The 18,305-nt window shown below is 48.2% G+C and carries 11 protein-coding genes; 6 read left to right on the top strand and 5 right to left on the bottom strand.

Annotation, left to right across the window (positions count from 1 at the left end):
- The first annotated feature begins 148 nt into the window (after window positions 1-148).
- Both GC130_RS03865 and GC130_RS03860 read left to right on the top strand, forming a co-directional pair.
- Entirely contained in the window at window positions 149-4,381 is a 4,233-nt protein-coding gene (locus GC130_RS03865; protein WP_151996940.1) for a two-component regulator propeller domain-containing protein, read from the top strand.
- Between the two features lie 317 nt (window positions 4,382-4,698).
- Window positions 4,699-5,715, top strand: coding sequence for an aldo/keto reductase (locus GC130_RS03860; RefSeq protein ID WP_151996939.1), 1,017 nt, complete (start codon window positions 4,699-4,701; stop codon window positions 5,713-5,715).
- 75 nt (window positions 5,716-5,790) lie between these two features.
- On the opposite strand, the gene GC130_RS03855 is transcribed toward GC130_RS03860, so the two are convergent.
- Window positions 5,791-6,765, bottom strand: coding sequence for a sugar phosphate isomerase/epimerase (locus tag GC130_RS03855; RefSeq protein WP_226940373.1), 975 nt, complete (start codon window positions 6,763-6,765; stop codon window positions 5,791-5,793).
- 249 nt (window positions 6,766-7,014) lie between these two features.
- The gene (gene sigZ, locus GC130_RS03850; protein ID WP_151996938.1) at window positions 7,015-7,593 is read right to left on the bottom strand and encodes an RNA polymerase sigma factor SigZ; all 579 of its coding nucleotides are present in this window, start codon (window positions 7,591-7,593) and stop codon (window positions 7,015-7,017) included.
- 120 nt (window positions 7,594-7,713) lie between these two features.
- Here sigZ and GC130_RS03845 point away from each other — a divergent pair, with 120 nt between their 5' ends.
- Together GC130_RS03845 and GC130_RS03840 are read left to right on the top strand one after the other, a co-directional pair.
- Window positions 7,714-8,238 (top strand): DinB family protein, encoded by a 525-nt coding sequence (locus GC130_RS03845; RefSeq protein ID WP_151996937.1) that lies wholly within the window; start codon window positions 7,714-7,716, stop codon window positions 8,236-8,238.
- 99 nt (window positions 8,239-8,337) lie between these two features.
- Window positions 8,338-8,772: an SgcJ/EcaC family oxidoreductase gene (locus tag GC130_RS03840; protein ID WP_151996936.1), complete on the top strand. Its 435-nt coding sequence runs from the start codon at window positions 8,338-8,340 to the stop codon at window positions 8,770-8,772.
- A 58-nt stretch (window positions 8,773-8,830) separates the two neighbouring features.
- Here GC130_RS03840 and GC130_RS03835 read toward each other — a convergent pair whose 3' ends face one another.
- The 3 genes from GC130_RS03835 to GC130_RS03825 all read right to left on the bottom strand — a co-directional run bounded on the left by GC130_RS03835 (window position 8,831) and on the right by GC130_RS03825 (window position 13,368).
- Window positions 8,831-9,718 (bottom strand): dienelactone hydrolase family protein, encoded by an 888-nt coding sequence (locus GC130_RS03835; protein ID WP_151996935.1) that lies wholly within the window; start codon window positions 9,716-9,718, stop codon window positions 8,831-8,833.
- 233 nt (window positions 9,719-9,951) lie between these two features.
- Window positions 9,952-12,384 (bottom strand): outer membrane beta-barrel family protein, encoded by a 2,433-nt coding sequence (locus GC130_RS03830; protein ID WP_151996934.1) that lies wholly within the window; start codon window positions 12,382-12,384, stop codon window positions 9,952-9,954.
- A 114-nt stretch (window positions 12,385-12,498) separates the two neighbouring features.
- A complete protein-coding gene (locus GC130_RS03825; protein WP_193217762.1) occupies window positions 12,499-13,368 on the bottom strand; it encodes a dienelactone hydrolase family protein in 870 nt (289 codons plus the stop codon).
- 400 nt (window positions 13,369-13,768) lie between these two features.
- On the opposite strand from GC130_RS03825, the gene GC130_RS03820 reads away from it, so the two are divergent.
- The gene (locus GC130_RS03820) at window positions 13,769-16,606 is read left to right on the top strand and encodes a PQQ-dependent sugar dehydrogenase (RefSeq protein ID WP_151996933.1); all 2,838 of its coding nucleotides are present in this window, start codon (window positions 13,769-13,771) and stop codon (window positions 16,604-16,606) included.
- Between the two features lie 228 nt (window positions 16,607-16,834).
- On the top strand, window positions 16,835-18,304 hold the full coding sequence (locus GC130_RS03815) for a carboxylesterase/lipase family protein (RefSeq protein WP_370455732.1): 1,470 nt from the start codon (window positions 16,835-16,837) through the stop codon (window positions 18,302-18,304).
- Window position 18,305 lies beyond the last annotated feature (1 nt).

The following is an 18,305-nucleotide window of genomic DNA, read 5'->3' as shown; positions in this document are numbered from 1 at the left end:
TTGTAACCTTCTGAAAAAAGCACTTGAAGTGATGCTTTTATTGGGGATATTATAAATGTTTTAAAAAAAGGTGCCTTTATGGGTCTGGATTTTTCCTGATCTTTACAGAGTGGCGAATTTTTCAATAACGATAGCAATATTGAAGAGCATGGGGTGGATAAGGTATTTCGTTTTGATTGCTTTGTGTCAGGTTGCGACCAAATGGGCCAACGCCCAAAACAACTCTGCGCTGACGAGCAATATTAAGTTTGAACAGCTGACTGACGGTCTTTCAGAAAAGTCAGTAACGAGCATCATCCAGGATCAGCATGGCTTTTTGTGGTTTGGCACCCGAAACGGACTGAATCAATATGATGGGATTGAGTTTAAGGTATATGAGTATATCCATGGAGACAGCACCTCGCTGAGCAGCAGCTTTGTAAACTGCATGGCAGAGGACAAGGATGGCAATATTTGGGTGGGAACAATGGACGCTGGGCTGAATCTCTACAACAGAAACTCCGACAACTTCACCCGTTTCCAAACGAAACCCGACGATCCAGAAAGCCTCTCCGACAATTGGGTGACAGATCTGTTCATCGATAGCCACGACAATGTTTGGATTGGCACTGAGGGTGGGGGGTTGAATGTGATGTATGCCGACTCAAAAGCTTTCAAGCATTTTAAGAATGACATAAAAGACCCCCTGAGTTTGGCCAACAACCACGTAAGGTCAATTTGCGAAGATAGCAACGGCAATATTTGGGTGGCGACTTACGGTGGCGGACTGGACAGGTTTGACACTGGCGGACAAAGGTTTATTCATCACCGTCATGAGCCTGGCAATGTAAAGAGCCTTTCCAGTAACTACCTGAACTCATTTTTGAAAGACAGTGACGGGCAAATTTGGATTGGTACACGAGAGGGTCTCAGCCGCCTGGTGCCAAAAGATAATGGTGTAGAGTTTCAAAGACTGATGCCCAATATTGTAGATCCAACTGGCTTGGTGCACAACATTGTGCTTAGCATCAGCGAGGACAACTATAACCGGCTTTGGCTGGGAATGGAGAACGGTGGATTGTCGATCTACGACAAGCAAACCGGGGAGTTTTCCAACTTTTGGCCCAATCCACTCGACCCAACAAGTGTAGGTGCTAACTCGATTTGGGCAGTTTACAAAGACAATATTGGCACCATGTGGCTGGCTGCCCGCAACAGGGGTTTGAATAAATGGGATCAGTATCAGACAAAGTTCATTCACCATATTTTGCCGCCATCCGGTGGGCATAGCCTGGCCAACAATGACATCATCTGCTTTGTGGAAGACAAGGAAGGCAACCTGTGGATAGGTACCGACGGCGGAGGTCTCAACCATTTTAACAGGAAAACCAACCAGGTAAAAAGCTATGTGCACGACATCAATGACCCCAAAAGCATCGGGAGTAATTCCGTCATTTCTTTAGAGATCGATAGCTACGGAGATCTTTGGGCAGGCACCTGGGAGGGCGGACTCAATAGGTTTGATAAAAAAACAGGCACCTTTCAGCGATTTGAAAGTGATCCAGATGATGCTTCAAGCATAGGATCCAACTATGTGTTTTCGATTTTTGAAGACAGTCGGCGTAGACTGTGGGTGGGTGCATTCTATGAAGGACTGGATCTGTTTGATAGGAAGACGGGCACATTTTTGCATTACGAAGTGAATCCTGATGACCCCGAATCTTTGAGTCACAACAGGGTATTTACGATGTTTGAAGACAGTCGGGATAACATCTGGATTGGAACTGAAGGAGGAGGCCTTTTACAAATGACATTTGCTGGCGATGGAGAGCCGGTTTTTAAAACCTACACCAACAACCCCAAGGACTCTACCACCCTCAGCAGCAATGTGGTAAACGCTATTTATGAGGACACCAAAGGCACCCTATGGGTCAGCACCTGGGCAGGTCTTAACAAGTTTGACTACGAAAAAGGAACCTTCGAAACTTTACGCAAAAATGATGGGCTTGCCGATAATGTAGTCAACGGAATTTTGGAAGATGAGCGGGGCAAGTTTTGGATCAGCACCAATCAGGGAATCAGTGAATTCGATCCTGAAAGAAAGAGTTTCAAAAATTACAGCACTGCAGACGGGCTGCAGGAACAGGAGTTTGTAAGGGGCGCTTATTTGAAAAGCCAGTCTGGCGAATTCTTTTTTGGTGGGGTAAATGGTTTTAATTCATTCTATCCGGGAGAGGTAAAGGAGAATCCACACATACCACCCGTGTACATCACCAACTTTTGGATATACAATGAAGAAGTGAGGCCGGGAGCAAAGGGCTCAATTTTGGCACAAAACATTGTTGATACAAAAGAAATAACGCTGACCTATCACCAAAACGAATTTAGCTTTGAATTTGCGGCGCTTAACTATTCTCAGGCATTTAAAAACAGCTACTCTTATAGGCTGGAAGGATATGATGAGCACTGGCACGAGGCTGGCACTCAGCGCACTGCCAGCTACACCAAGGTGCCTCACGGCGACTATGTTTTTAGGGTAAAGGCTTCCAATAATGATGGTCTTTGGAATGAAGAAGGGGCTTCGTTGAGAATAATAGTAACACCCCCGTGGTGGGCTACCTGGTGGGCCTATGCTGTGTATGTATGCATTGGGATTGGGCTGCTTCTATGGTATCGACAAGTGCTTATCTACAGAGAAAGACTCAAAAGTGACTTGCGACTTGAGCACATGGAGCTGACCAAAATGCAAGAAATGGACGCTATGAAGTCCAACTTTTTTGCTAACATCTCTCACGAATTCAGGACCCCGCTCACTTTGATGCTAAGCCCACTAAAGTCGATGTACTCAGGTGCCTTTCGTGGCGACGTAAGGAAACAGTACGGCGTAATGATCAGGAGCGGAGAGAGGTTGCTAAGATTGATCAATCAGCTGCTCGACTTGTCAAAGCTGGGCAGTGGCAGCATGAAGCTGGAAGCGAGCCGAACGGACGTAGTCGAGTTTTTAAAGCCAATCGCAGCGTCTTTTTCGTCTTACGCCACCCAAAAAAAGCTTTCCTATTCCTACAACCATCCGAACGCTCCCCTGGAAGCATATATTGATCATGATAAAATTGAAAAGATAGTAACGAACCTGCTGTCGAATGCCTTCAAGTTTACCATTGAGGGAGAAATCTCGCTCAATGTGAGCCGGATTTCGATGGAAATGACTGATAGCGATGCAGGCGGGGAGTTTGTGCAAATCACAGTCAAAGACTGTGGCGTGGGAATTCCAAAGGAACATCTGCAATCAGTTTTTGACAGGTTCTATCAGGCAGATATTGACCATCACGGCGACCAGGAGGGCACTGGCATAGGTCTTTCGCTTACCAGGGAGCTGGTGGAACTGCACAGGGGAAGGATATCAGTAAAAAGTACGCTTGGTGAGGGTTCGTGCTTCAAGGTGCTCATCCCTTTGGGTAAAGCTCATTTGGAGGACAGTGAAATTGTAGAGCCGGAAAAGGTCGGAGCCGTGAGCATCGGTCATGTGGTGGAAGAGTTGGAAGAAAGAGACAAGCATAGCACTGGTGAGGCTGCTATTGTGAAGACCGACCCCAAAGAGGGTAAACCGCTGGTGCTGATAGTGGAGGACAATGCAGACTTGCGTACCTACATGAAAGAAAGTCTGGAGCACAGCTATGAAATTATTGATGCTCCAAATGGGAAAATAGGGCTGGAAAAATGCATCGAGCTGGTACCAGACCTTATCATTTCTGACATCATGATGCCATTAATGGATGGAGTGGAAATGTGCCATTTGGTAAAAACGGATAGTCGGATAAGTCATGTACCAGTGATCTTGCTCACAGCCAAGGCTGATTTGGAGGATAAACTCATTGGCCTGGAAACAGGGGCCGATGACTACATCACCAAACCTTTCGATTCCAGGTTTTTGGAGATAAGGGTACGCAACCTGATCAAGACGAGGGAGCTGATGAGGGAGCGTTTCATGGGCAGCAGGAAGCTGGTGTTGGAGCCTAAAGAGATTACCATTACTCCTCTGGATGAAGTTTTCATGAAAAAGGTGTTGAAAACCATCGAAGACAATATTGGTGATTCGGAGTTCAGGGTGGAGGATCTGGGTAGAGAGGTGGCCATGAGCAGAATGCACTTTTACCGAAAGGTGAAGGCGCTAACGGGCCAAACAGCGGTTGAGTTTATCCGAACCATAAGACTCAAAAGGGCAGCCCAAATGCTGAAGCAAAATCAGCTGACTGTTTCTGAAATTACGTATGCCGTGGGCTTCAATGACCTGCAATACTTCAGGAACAGGTTCAAAAAATACTTTGGGGTAAGTCCTTCTGAATACGCCAGCCAGTTTGCAACCGACAAGCCTGAGGTTGAAAGCGAGGCTCGTGACTCTTGATCTACTCAATAGGTGGTGTTGTCTGTCAGGGGACAGACCACGGATGCGAATGAGAATAGGAATGATGGAAAGGAAACTAGTATTATCTAGTAACCCCCTCCAGTACCCTGGTCTGTCCCCCTCCAATACCCCGGTCTGTCCCCCGACAGACCAGTATAGGAAATTGAAGCTCTTTAAAGATAAAGAATGAACATAATTGACAAACGACTACCACATTTCCAGACATGAGTTTTACCTTTAACCAGCAGTAAAAAAACTGCACAGCGCCCGTCGCTTCAACGGTCATTTGAATATTTCAAAAAACACACCAAACAAATATGGAAATACATGACAAATCAGGATTGACCACTTACTTGCCCAGCGAGAGCAGATACAAAACAATGAAGTATCGGCGCTCAGGTAAGAGTGGCATTCTTCTTCCTGAGATTTCGTTGGGCCTGTGGCACAACTTTGGCCACAAGGACAACCTGCTCAATGCTCAGCTTTTGCTTCGCAAGGCGTTCGACATGGGCATCAATCATTTTGACCTTGCTAATAACTATGGTCCACCATTCGGTTCAGCTGAGACCAATTTTGGCCGTATGTACAACGACGACTTCAAGCCTTACCGCCATGAGCTGTTTATTTCCAGCAAGGCTGGGTACGACATGTGGCCTGGCCCTTACGGTAACTTTGGCTCACGTAAATACCTGGTCAATAGCCTTGATCAGAGCCTTAAGCGAATGAACCTCGACTATGTTGATCTGTTCTACCACCACCGACCCGATCCTCATACACCGCTGGAAGAGACAATGGGTGCCCTTGATTTCATTGTCCGGTCGGGAAGGGCTTTGTACGTGGGTATTTCCAATTACCCTGCGGCGGAAGCCAAAAAAGCCATTGCGATTTTAAAGGAGCTTGGTACGCCATGTTTGATCCACCAGGCCCGCTACTCGATGCTTGACCGTTGGGTTGAAGATGGCTTGCTGGACGTGCTGACCGAAGGTGGCGTTGGCTGTATTGCCTTTAGCCCACTGGAGCAGGGCATGCTGAGCAATAAGTACCTGAACGGTATTCCAGCTGATTCAAGGGCGGGGCAGGGCATGACCTACCTGGAAAAGGAAACGGTGGAGAAAAATCTCCCCAAGATCAAAGAACTGAACAAGATAGCTGTTGAAAGAGGCCAATCGCTGTCGCAAATGGCGATTGCCTGGTTGTTGCATAACAAAGCAGTGACATCTGTACTTGTTGGCGTTAGCAAAATTGAACAGCTGGTAGACAATGCTAAGACTTTGGAGAACACTTCGTTTTCTGATGAAGAAGTAAAAAAGGTTAAAGCCATTTTGACCGCATAAAACCTAAGAAGCCACTTCCCAGCAAGTCTTGGGAAGTGGCTTCTATTCTTCTAATTGCAATAAAACTGACTTGTATCAGAGCCCCTGTGTGATTGCCTTTACTTTCGCCAACCCTGTCTTACATACTTCAAGGGTATCCTGCGCCCAATAGTCTTTGTTGAATACTTCTAGCGATAGAATTAGCGGCCTTTTTGGCGATTGAAATGCCTGGAGTATTTTCTTGGTGGGTGCCAGCCCTTCTCCGGGATATATCCTGTCTCCATCTTTCACAACATCCCTTGGAATGTCGGTGTAGTCATTCACATGCAGCACCTGAACTGACAGTGGATTGGCTATTTGCAGCGTGTCGTAGCTGGAACCTCCTTTGTACAAGTGGAAGATATCCAGGTTGATACACGCAGATGCGTGACCCGACTCTGTTGCAACAAACAATGCCTGGCTGAGCTTGTGAAGGTTTTTGGAATGCCCCCAAATCTCCAGTTGAGGAACAACGCCCGACTGATCTCCCATTTCCAGAATGGTTCGATACCGCTGAGCTGCTTTGTACAAATCGAGGCCCGCCTCGGCCGTGGCACCCGACGGTGGCGCTGCAATACGCTTGCATCCTAGCTGTGCCAGCATATCCATTTCTTTCTTTAGCTGTTCCAATCCTTTGTTTCGGGTAGCTTCGTCGTCCACTATCCACTGCGCAAAGCCGATGGTATTTTCAACACTGATGCCAAGATCTTTGATGATTTTGGCCGCTTCTTTGATCGTTCCGCCACCATCGAGGTACTTCTGCAGGGTAGGAATCCATATTTCTACAGCCCGGAAGCCGCCTTTGGACGCTGTTTCGAGTTCCTTGACAAAACCCAGATTATGCCCCATGATCGTGGCCATGTTGAGGCACGGAATGAAGTCGCCTGCGGCACTCTTCAGAATGCCGGTGGCGCTGTCTTCAATGAGAGATGTAGTGGGGCTGCTAAATCCAACGGACGGCAATGCCATGAGGCCGGCGGTGCCACCAAGATATTTAAGTGCACTACGGCGAGAATAAGTAGGTGTTTTCATTTAGCTAATTTAAAATATTTGGCGGGATCAGGATAAGCCGCTTATCTAATTATTCAGGATTTAGCGATGTGCATTGTACTTTGACCGGAACCAGGGATGGTTTTAGTGGCAAAACAAAAAAAGGAGACCTTTTGGCCTCCTTCACTTTCGATATGCCATCCTTTCAGATTAGCAGCATCCTGTAGAGCTACCGCCTCCGCAGCAACCTCCACCACAACAATCGTCTCCCATAATTATACATGTTTTGGTTTACATAGAAGAGACGAGGGCATGGGGAGAAGGACGCTCCTTGCAGCGGCAATTTTTTTGAGGGATCATGTCCAGGATATTGCCATACTTGTCGGCTGGAATAGCGCAGCATTCTAAAAACAAGTCTTTCAGGTGAAGCCTTGCTCGCTGCACCCTCGATTTGGCAGCCGTATAGCTAATGCCCTCTTGTTCAGCAAACTGTTTTTGTGGCATCCCCTCAATGTCTACTTTTTTAATGGCTTCTTTGTGCAGAGGAGAAAGGTTGTGGATAAAAGGTGACATGCATTGGGCAAACGTGGCATTGAACGGATTCTCCTCATGCTGCAATACGAGGTCATCAGGCAGCTCAGTGAATTGCTTTTTTGTTCTGAAATGATCCAGCACTGTATTTCGTGTGATTTGCCACACCCAGCTCACCAGTTTCCCCTCATCTTTCAGTGTATGCCGCCTGGTATGGATTTTCAGGAAAACATCTTGCAGAATGTCCCAACTCGTATCTTTGTCGCTGATAGCGTGGCTGATGAAGGCCAGCAGTTCTTTGTGAAACGCTGCCCAAATACTTTCTGTCGTTGTTAGCATAATCTGTCCGGTTAATAAAGGTAGACGTAGCTGACGAAAAAAAGACGCACCAAACAGCGGAAAATTAATAAATGGCTGGGCGGCTTATTATGATTGATAACAGATAAACAGCATAGAAAAATGGAATTTGAGCTCGAAAAAGCCATCGAAATACTGGAGCGCACACCGGGAGTGCTTAATAGCATGCTGAGCGGCCTCTCTGCCGACTGGACTTCCACCAATGAAGGAGGGGAGAGTTGGAGTGCCTATGATGTAGTCGGACACCTGATTCATGGGGAGAAAACGGACTGGATTCCCAGGGCTGACATTATTCTCTCGCCTGGGACAGATAAGCATTTTCAACCATTTGACCGTTTCGCTCAAATGGGACAAAGCGGGAAGAAGACGCTGCAGCAGCTTCTGCAGGAGTTCAGCACGTTACGCAAGAGCAATATTGAGCGACTTCGTGCGATGGGTATCAGCGACGAAGACCTTACAAAAACAGGCATTCATCCGGCTTTTGGGGAAGTGACACTGGCGCAGCTTCTGGCCACCTGGGTGGCACACGATTTGAATCATATTGGCCAGATAGCCCGAGTGATGGCCAAACAATATAAAGCCGAAGTGGGGCCGTGGGTGGAATACCTGAGAGTCATGCAATCTTAGTGTCCGACTGCGCTGCAAGACTTTGTGTCCACAGCTTTGCAGGGGGAAGGGTTTTACAGTTAAATGCTTAAATTGACGTTACTTGCTAAATAGAAGACAATGAAAGCTCCCTTGCTATCCGTGCTGTGTCTGTTTCTGTTTCAACTTGCCTTTGGGCAGGCAACGGAAAATGACAAGGCAATCAACAAGCTCATCGACCAATACTCTCAAGCCAGGGAAACCAAAGACACGGTGCTGCTGAAGGACATCCTTGCTGAGGATATTGACCAGCTTGTGTCTAACGGAGAGTGGCGGCGTGGAATCAGAACAGCCATTGATGGCATGATGCGCAGCTCCAGCAGCAATCCTGGTTCCCGTACGCTTACCATTGACAAAATCCGATACCTGGGCTCAGCAAGTGCTATTGCCGACTGTCGCTATGAAATAAAGAACCCTGATGGATCAGAGCGGAAGATGTGGAGCACTTTTGTAGTGGTGAAGCAAAAAGGCAAGTGGCGGATTTCAGCAATTCGGAATATGCTGCCAGCCCAGTAGCGCCTTAGTCTGACGCAGCCATTTCTTCTAACTTGTGTCTGCGGCCTTCCGTCTTCTCTCACCCCAACTTCTCCTTAAAAAACTCTACCGTTCTTCCCCAGGCCAGCACAGCGGCCTCCTTGTCATATCGTGGTGTTGAGTCGTTGTGGAAGCCGTGGTTTACATCAGGGTATATGTACACCTGATAATCAACTTTGTTGGCTTTCAGGGCAGCTTCGTAAGCTGGCCAGCCTTCATTTACCCTTGTGTCCAGCCCTGCATACTGAATCAGCATGGACGCTTTGATCTGCGCGGTTTCCTCCGCAGTTGGTTGTCCGCCATAGAAGGGAACAGATGCTTTCAGTCCTGGAATTTTCACGGCCATCATGTTCGAAATCCAGCCACCGAAGCAGAAACCTACTACGCCAATTTTCCCATTGCACTCCGGGTGACCTTTCAGGTAATCATAGGCTGCGATAAAGTCTTCCAGCATTTCGTCACGGTCTCTTTTACGCTGAAGTTCTCTGCCATCGTCGTCGTTGCCAGGGTAACCGCCAAGGGGAAACAATGCATCAGGAGACATAGATATAAAGCCTTCCAGTGCAGCTCTGCGGCCTACATCCGCAATGTGAGGATTGAGCCCCCTGTTTTCGTGTACTACTACAATGCCAGGAAGTTTGCCTTTAGCCTTTACAGGCCTCGAAAGCTGCCCCTGCATTTTACCGGCTCCTTTGGGGGAATCGTAGCCCACGGTTTCTGTCTTCAACCTTGGGTCATCGACAGGCACCTGTAGGGTTTGCTGGTACTTGGGCATCAAAAAGTTGAGCATGGCAGGCACAGTAAGGCCGCCTACTGCGTAGAAAGAGATTTTCTCTACGAATTCCCTGCGGTCGATTTTGTTGTGCACATAGTAGTCGTACAAGTCAAATACTTCCTGCTTAATGTCTTCCTTTTTGATTTCGTCCATGACTGTAGTTGTAGGTGAATGATAGACAATATAGGGTTTATTCGGCTTTGATCATAGAGCGTTTTACGGTTGCCGCTGGCGAGTGAAGACACTCACCAGAACAACGATTTCGTTTTTGTGCACTCCATCTAGAGCTCATGATCATCTGCAATTTAAATATGTGTAAACGCTACGACCGAGAAGGGTCAGCCCACCGGTCACAGATTACTTTACTACTTACCCGTCACTATCCATCACCCCTCATCAATCACATACTTTCTTCTGGCCGACTTCGACTGCCTGATGCGGTAGTTCAGCGTTAGGTTTACCTGCCTTCTGCGGAACTGGCTCCTTCCATCCGTGAAGAAGTTAGGTCCGTTGGTGGTGTAGCGGCTTACCCGGCTGTTGAACACGTCCATGATATTGAGGTTCAGCGTGCCGTTGCCTTTCAGCACTTCCTTGGCAAACGACAGGTCGATGTAGGCCAGGGCCTTCCGTGTGCCTTGTGTTGTTTTTTGTGGTGCTTCAAAGTTGCCTCTTAGCTGTATGTCGAGGTTGCCAGGCAAGGTGAAGCGGGAGGTTTGGCGGGCAAACCAGCTGTAGGTCGTTGGCTTGTAGGTGTCGATGATGTTGGTGCCGTCAATTTCAGCGTGAAAGAAGTTGAAGTTGAGATCCAGCTTCCACCAGTCGTACGGGTTGTAGTCGCTGGTAAACTCAAGGCCGAACGACTTTTGGCCGATGAGGTTTTGGGGCAGCGTACGGGCATTTCCCTGGTCGTCCACCACTCTGATGCGGTCGATGGTTTCTTTAGAGTCTCTGTAATAAAACGAAGAGGTCAGAGAGCCTTTTTCAAAATACTTCAGGTGTCCAATTTCATAAGCGTCGGTGTATTCAGGATTCAGATCGGGGTTGCCGCTAAAGAAGTTCCTGCCATCGGCCAGTGTTACAAATGGGCTCAGGTCATTGTAGAATGGCCTCCTGATCCGGCGGCTATAGCTCAACTGAAACGAGTTTTGGTTGGCAACGGCATAAGTAAGGTGAGCGCTCGGGAAGAAGTTGAGGTAGTCTCTTGGGTTTTGTTCGTTAGTTTCCACCAGCCTTGTTCTCACATCAGTGTACTCTACCCTAAGCCCGGCCTGGTAGGTGAACTTATTGCTCTTGTTGCCAAGAATGGCGTAGGCTGCCTGGATATTCTCATCGTACAAAAAGATGTTTTTCAAATCAGGATCTACAGTTTCGACACCAGCCTCGTCCACGTTTGTCACAACATAATTGTTTTCCATGTTCCGAAGGCTGCTTCTAAGGCCAGTTTCGAACTTACCTTCCTTGCCAATGGGCTTGGTGTAGTCAAGCTGGAGCAAGTATTGCTTTTCAAACTCATCGTTCAACGCATGTTGTTTCTGGTTTGAGCCATCTATGGCGACGTTATTCTCGTCGTAAGATCGTTGCGTAAAAATTTGATCCGATCTTTCCCAGTAGTCGATGTATTTTAGGGTAGTGAGTAGCTTATGACCTTTTTCCTCGAAAGATTTTTCCCAGGTGAGCGTAGTCTCTGAGTTGGGTTCCGCTTCGTTTTCATTTTGCCGACGAGCCGTGTAGCCAAGGTAATTGTTTTCGTCATTGAGATAATCCCTGTAGGTGAGGTCAGTTATTCGGTTGCCATCGCTGCGTGTAAACAGATACGACGCCGTGAGGATGCTTTTTTCACTAAAGAAAAAGTCGAGCCCACCCTGAATGTTATTATTGAATCCCTTCAGGTGGCCGTCTCTGTCCTGTCTTGAAATGAAAGTGGTGTCGCCAGAATAGACCTCCTGATAAAGAGAGGCCACATTGGGTTGCTTGCGCCAGGCAATACCGTAGTTAACAAACCAATTGATCTTTTTGTGGCGATAGTTGAGGTTGGCAGCACCTCCAAAGTTGTAAGGGTAGCCCGTGATGCCCTGAAAGGAGCCATTGAAGCCCTGGTTACGATCTTTTTTCAACACGATGTTGATAATGCCTGCCATGCCCTCTGCCTGGTACCTGGCCGAAGGGTTGGTGATGATTTCCACTTTATCGACCATGCTGGCCTGCATCTGCTGCAAACCGCTGGCACCTTTAAGGCTCACCAGTCCGGAAGGTTTGCCATCAATCAGTATCATCACATTGTCGCTGCCCCGCAGCTTTACATTGCCCTCCGGGTCGACGGCAATAGAGGGGATATTGGTAAGCAGGTCGGAGGCAGTACCACCGGCATTGGCCAGGTCTTGCCCCACGTTAAATATCTTTTTATCGAGAGAAAGCTCCATGGTGCTTTTCTCTGCACGAACTTCCACTTCTTCCAGTGTGCTGGACGAAGCACTAAGCTGGACAGTGCCGATGTCGGTATTCGATGATGCCTGGAAGCTCCCGGTGCGGTGCGCTTCATAACCCATGAACTCCACAAGGGCATAGTAGCTGCCAGCGGGCACCTCAACAGTGAAATTCCCTTTGTCGTCGGTGACGTTTCCCCCAACAAACTGATCGTCCGGCCCAAAAACTCTGATGGAGGCAAAACTCATGGCTTCCCCCGATTGGCTGTCGACTACCTTTCCCTTGATATTCACTTTCTTTCCACCCTGGGCAAAAAGTGTACTTGTTGAAAGAGCTAGCAGAAAAAACAGACTAAAAATTGAGCGATAGTAAAATGCAGAAGAATTATAATTCATGAGCTGAAAATGGAAGTCGGGGTGGTGTATTAATGATTAATAATGGAAAATATTCTACCGAAAAAAACGAGTAAGACCAGGCGGGAGATTGAAACTCAGACCTGGTATTGATGATTATATTTTGAACCTTTGTTTGAGGTAACTAATGGCTTTTGCGTAGGCCTGTTTCGACGATTCTTCGTCGTACTTTGGATTGCTCGGGTTGGCAAAGCCATGAACGCCCGGGTATATTTTATACATCAGTGTTTTGTTGGCAGCCTTCATATTGGCAGCAAACTCTTCAACCACTTCTTTGGAAATTCGCTCTTCAGTAGCAAAAACACCCAGCACGTCTCCGCTGAGCTGCTTCAGCTTTTCCACATCTTTCACTGGCATGCCATAGTACATAACGGTGCCAACGGTTTGCTTGCCTCCAAGCAGCCCTGACCGGAGCGACCAGCCGCCACCAAAGCACCAGCCGACATTGGCAATTTTAGCTTTCGGCCCTGCATAGGCCAGGCCACCTTTGACAATAGCTTCCAAACGAGCTTCCTGAGCGCCCTGCACCAGCTTACCTGCTTCTGCAGGCACATCGGTCACTTTGCCGTCGTAGAGGTCGAGAGCAAGCACATTTACTTCTCCATCCAGGTCGTTGTAAAACGTGTCCGATTGCCTGCGGATGTAGTCGTTCAGGCCCCACCACTCCTGATAAACAAAAAGCCATTTGTCAGACTTCTTCTTTGCTTTCACAAGGTAGCCCGTTGCGTCTGTGCCATCAGGTGCTTTGAAAGTCACTTTCTCTCCCATGGCGTCGTATTGAAGGGAGAGTGGAGCAGGGTGCAAGGCAACGAAAGCCGGATCGGTGGCAAAAGAAGCCATGCTATCGTCCGATGAAGCGGTATAGCACAACGTAATTGGCTTCTCTGTCTTCGTTTCAACAGGCGCAAACAAGTAACTGATGAGACTAGTAATTGCGATACTCGTGGTAAGTAAAAGCTTCACCATATGGAAAATTATTTAAGTAGTTTGGGGTTGCGCCGCTGCTGCATCGCTATGATTAGTGCATATGCATATTAGGCAATTGACATAAAGATCGGATTTGAAATGGTTGAATAGGCTAAGTTTTACACGAACTGTTGTAAAAAGTTGTCATCATCGGGAAGAGTGATGGCATCTATTGTGACGTTTTGACACAAAGAATTACTTTCACCAAAACTAAGTCGACGTCAAAATCTGATAGTTTATCCTGATATTCTACCGGATTTTCTATTCTTCTTAGACTTTCATTTCCCTTTTCATGACCTTACCATCATAAAGTTCTGCCGGATCATGATAGGCAACTGTCGCATCAGTGTTTATACAGTCGGCGGAACTGACAATAAATAAAACAATATACCTCGTTTACATGGCGCTTACTTTAAAAACAACAAGCCGGTCAGCTTTGGCCTGGGTGGCTGCAGTCCTGGTGCTTGTGCAATCGTGCAAGCAGACAGAAACCCAAAACACCAACGAACCATCTGAAGACAATCGCTTTACCAAAGTGGTGCTGACGGAAGGGATGGATGAACCAATGGAAATGACCTTCCTTCCCAATAGCCGTGTGCTATTTGTGGAAAGAAAAGGAGGAGTGAAAATACTGGATGAAAACACCGGCGAAGTGACGCTGGTGGCTACCATTCCGGTGAATACCAAGTATACTAACAAGGAAGGTAGAGTAAGGGAGGCTGAAGAAGGCCTGATGGGCGTAATAGCTCACCCCAACTACAAGGAAAATTCGTGGATTTACATGTACTATGCTGATCCCGACACGCCGAAACACGTGCTGGCCCGCTGGGAGCTGAGAGGCGACTCACTTTATGCATCCACCAAAAAAGTGGTGCTTGAAGTGCCGACGCAGAGAGAAGAATGTTGCCATACAGGCGGCGGGATGGTGTTCGACAAAGAAGGTAATCTCTTCCTTACTGTTGGAAACAATACCGTGAACCCGAGAACGGGGTCTTCCAATCTTGACGAACGCCCCGGCATGGAAAGCTCAGATGACCAGCGTGCACCGGGAAACACCAACGACCTGAGAGGCAAAATTCTTCGTATTCATCCGGAAGCCGACGGTAGCTATACGATTCCTGAAGGCAACCTGTTTCCTCCGGGCACAGAAAAAACCAGGCCGGAGATATACACCATGGGCCACAGAAACCCGTGGAGACCGACTTTGGACAGTAAAACAGGCTACCTCTACTGGGGTGAGGTGGGACCAGATGCTTCCGTTGATTCCGTTTGGGGTCCGAAAGGCTATGATGAATTCAATCAGGCGAAAGGCCCGGGCTTTTTCGGCTGGCCTTACTTCATAGCCAACAACCTGCCCTACAATCACCACGATTTGGCCGCAGAGACCTATGGAGCACCTTTCGACGTGAATCATCCTGTCAACGAATCGGTAAACAATACTGGTTTGAAAGAATTGCCTACCCCGGTGGTGCCGGCTTTCATTTACTACCCATACGGCCCGTCGGATACTTTTCCGCTGGTGGGCACGGCAGGGCGTAGCGCCACTGGAGGCCCCGTTTTCCGCAAGGCGGACTTTGCTGGTGTGCCAAGGCCGTTTCCGTCTTACTTCGAAGGCAAATGGCTCATCGTAGAATTCATGCGGGGTTGGATCATGTCAGTAACCATGGATGAAAATGGCGACTACCAATCTATGGAGCGCTTCCTGCCCAACGAGAGCTTTGTGAGTGCCATCGACATGGACTTCGGCCCAAGTGGCGACCTTTATGTACTGGAGTACGGCAGCGCCTGGTTTAGGGGCAATTCCAACTCAAGAATCGTTAAAATCGAATACAATGCGGGCAACAGAAAGCCCATAGTAGCAGCCTCTATTGACAAAACTGCGGGCGCTGTACCTTTTACAGCTCAGCTGTCATCGGAGGGCACAACCGATTACGACGATTACGATCAGGGAAAATTGACCTATGAGTGGAAGGTAGTATCAGATGGCGGTGTCAATCAAACGCTTACCGATGCCTATCCGTCATTCAATTTTGAGCAGGCGGGCACTTACCAGGTGAGCCTGACAGTGACAGATACCAAAGGAGAGAAGAACAGGGCTTCAATGGAAGTAGTAGCAGGTAATGAGCCGCCAGTGGTGTCCATCGATTTCAAAGTGCCGAATAAAAGCTTCTACTTTGGTGAGAAGTCGCTTGCTTACTCTGTAAGCGTGACCGACAAGGAAGATGGTAGCAGCGCTGACGGCACTATCAAGTCCAACGAAGTGGCCGTTACTTTCGACTACGTGCCATCTGGCTACGACCCCATCGAAATGGCCTCAAAGCAACGTGGCGCTGAGTCGATGGCTGCTTTGAATATTGGAAAGAACCTGATTGAAACCAGCGATTGTAAGTCGTGCCACCAGTACGAGCAGGCATCGATTGGGCCAGCTTACAATGCAGTAGCTACTAAATATCCTAAGACTGACGCCAACATCAATATGCTGGTGGGCAAAATAATCAATGGCGGAAGTGGCGTTTGGGGTGAACATGCCATGAGCGCTCACCCGCAATTGAGCCAGGCCGATGCCAAAAGAATGGTGATGTTTATTCTCAACATGCTGGAGACCAAGCCAACTGTGGAATCGTTTCCGCTCTCAGGCACAGTTACTCCTCAGGTGCCGGAAGGAGAGGATGGACAGGGTGGATATCTGCTGAGAGCCTCTTATGCCGACAAAGGCGCTGGTACTGTTGGGCCACTCTCAGGCGATGATTTTGTGGCACTCAGAAACCCTTCGCTGGATCCTCAGCAGTCTGAGATCAGAAAAGGTGTGAATTTGCTAACCACGCCAGGTACTACCTTCAACATGGTGGGCAGTGGCTCTTACATAGGCTACAAGGACATAGACCTAACAGGTATTAAGCAGATTGATTTGTTTGTGCAGGCTTCTCCAAGGGTAAGTGCGGCCGGTGGATATGTAGAAGTGCATCTTGACTCTCCGACCGGCACATTGCTGGGAACCACTAATACGGTAGGTCAAAAGAATGTAGGGTTTGGCAGACCAGCGCCAGGGGAAGATATGGTCACCTGGAGAAGAAAGAGAAATTCGCAAGCCCAGGCTAAAATTCAGCCAACGGACGGTGTGCATGATGTTTATTTTGTCTTTAAAAGCGAAAAAGCGACACCTGATCAGGTGTTGGTGCAAATCGCTGAGATTTTGTTCCTAAATGAAGAGGCAGCACCGTTAGAGGCGGGGATGTAAATCGTTCCGTTAAGATGCTAAATAGAAAACCTCAGGCAGACCGGCCTGAGGTTTTTTGTATGTCCTATGTCAATATGTTTTATTGACGCATTGAAATTGACTTCGTTTCTGGTAAATTGATAGCTGAACCTGCTTATCACTATCCAACTACCTATGAAAACTGCTATCCTCTTAATTTGGTCTTTACTGCTTTGTCTTCACCCAACCATAGGACAAAATGCTGTCTCTTTGGTCCAGATCAAGTCAGGGAAGGTGTCGGGAGGCATCACAGCCGATGGAAAGATCACTAGCTTCAAAGGCATCCCTTTTGCTGCACCGCCCGTCGGTGATTTGCGTTGGAAAGCCCCTCAGCCTGTAAAACCGTGGGAGGGAGTAAAAGAATGTACCTCGTTTGGGGCAAGTCCTATGCAAGGCAAGCCGGTGCCGTTCAGTATGTGGAGCAAAGAGTTCCTGATCCCTGATGAACCGATCAGTGAAGACTGTCTTTACCTCAATATCTGGACTGGTGCAAAGTCCTCCAAAGAGAAACTGCCAGTGTTGGTTTGGATTTACGGCGGTGGCTTCCAAAGCGGGGGTAGCGGCGTGCCTATTTACGATGGCGAGGCCACCGCCAGGAAAGGAATTGTGTTTGTGAGTATCAATTACCGTGTAGGCGTGTTTGGCTTTCTGGCGCATCCTGAACTTACTGCTGAATCGCCGAATAAGGCCTCAGGCAATTATGGACTCCTGGACCAGGTAGCGGCGTTGAAATGGGTGAATGAGAATATTGCTGCGTTTGGGGGCGATCCTTCAAACGTAACGATTGCTGGCCAGTCCGCCGGGTCTATGAGCGTTAACTGCATGGTGGCCACACCCCTGGCAAAGGGTCTTTTTAACAGGGCGATCCCTGAAAGCGGCGCAAATTTTGGTAGAAACCAGCCGAGCCTACAGCAAGCAGAAGAGGCGGGAGTCAAATTGGCGGAGACGATGAGTGCAGGCTCACTGGCTGATCTGAGAAAGGTTTCCCCTGAAGAGCTTATGAAAGCACCCTGGGGCCTCAGGGGATCAATCATTGACGGTTATGTTTTGCCAGCGCACATAGCCGATATTTTCGCAGCGGGTAAACAAAATCAGGTTGACCTACTCACGGGCTGGAACCAGGACGAGGGCCTGCTTTTTGGGCCTGTAAAAAATGCAAGCGACTTCAAAGCACAGATCAGCCAACAGTATGGCGACAATGCCGGGAAAGTGTTGACCTATTACCCGGCGTCTGACGATGCGGAGGCGACCCAATCACAACTCAATCTTTCCCGAGACATGATCTTTGGTTTGCAAAATTATGCCTGGGCCAATGTGCAGGCAAAGCAGGGGAAGACGAATGTATATGTCTACCGATTCACTCGAAAAGTGCCGGGCACCGGTGAGTATGCTAAATATGGTGCATTTCACACTGGGGAAGTACCCTATGCCTACGACAACCTGGAGTTTGTGGATCGTCCATGGGAGGCCGTAGACCGGGAGCTCGAAGCAACGATGTCTGGCTACTGGGCGAATTTCGTTAAAACCGGAAACCCAAATGGTAAGAGCCTGCCCGAATGGCCCACTTACAAACCAGACGCCAAGCAAGTGATGCTATTGGGAGCTGAAGTTGAAGCAAAGCCGATTCCTGACGGCGCAGCGTTGGATGCGATGGCGGCTATTTTATCGACGAATAAATAAC

This window comes from Imperialibacter sp. EC-SDR9 (assembly GCF_902498805.1).
Classification (GTDB): domain Bacteria; phylum Bacteroidota; class Bacteroidia; order Cytophagales; family Cyclobacteriaceae; genus Imperialibacter.
This window is presented reverse-complemented; position numbering and strand designations above follow the sequence as displayed.

Excerpts from the sequence above, each read along its gene's own strand:
- GC130_RS03840 (WP_151996936.1), top strand. The coding sequence starts at position 8,338 with ATGAAAGCTCCCTTGCTATCCGTGCTGTGTCTGTTTCTGTTTCAACTT.
- sigZ (WP_151996938.1), bottom strand. The coding sequence starts at position 7,593 with ATGCTAACAACGACAGAAAGTATTTGGGCAGCGTTTCACAAAGAACTG.
- GC130_RS03825 (WP_193217762.1), bottom strand. The coding sequence starts at position 13,368 with ATGGTGAAGCTTTTACTTACCACGAGTATCGCAATTACTAGTCTCATC.
- GC130_RS03820 (WP_151996933.1), top strand. The coding sequence starts at position 13,769 with ATGGCGCTTACTTTAAAAACAACAAGCCGGTCAGCTTTGGCCTGGGTG.
- GC130_RS03855 (WP_226940373.1), bottom strand. The coding sequence starts at position 6,765 with ATGAAAACACCTACTTATTCTCGCCGTAGTGCACTTAAATATCTTGGT.
- GC130_RS03835 (WP_151996935.1), bottom strand. The coding sequence starts at position 9,718 with ATGGACGAAATCAAAAAGGAAGACATTAAGCAGGAAGTATTTGACTTG.
- GC130_RS03830 (WP_151996934.1), bottom strand. The coding sequence starts at position 12,384 with ATGAATTATAATTCTTCTGCATTTTACTATCGCTCAATTTTTAGTCTG.
- GC130_RS03845 (WP_151996937.1), top strand. The coding sequence starts at position 7,714 with ATGGAATTTGAGCTCGAAAAAGCCATCGAAATACTGGAGCGCACACCG.
- GC130_RS03865 (WP_151996940.1), top strand. The coding sequence starts at position 149 with ATGGGGTGGATAAGGTATTTCGTTTTGATTGCTTTGTGTCAGGTTGCG.
- GC130_RS03860 (WP_151996939.1), top strand. The coding sequence starts at position 4,699 with ATGGAAATACATGACAAATCAGGATTGACCACTTACTTGCCCAGCGAG.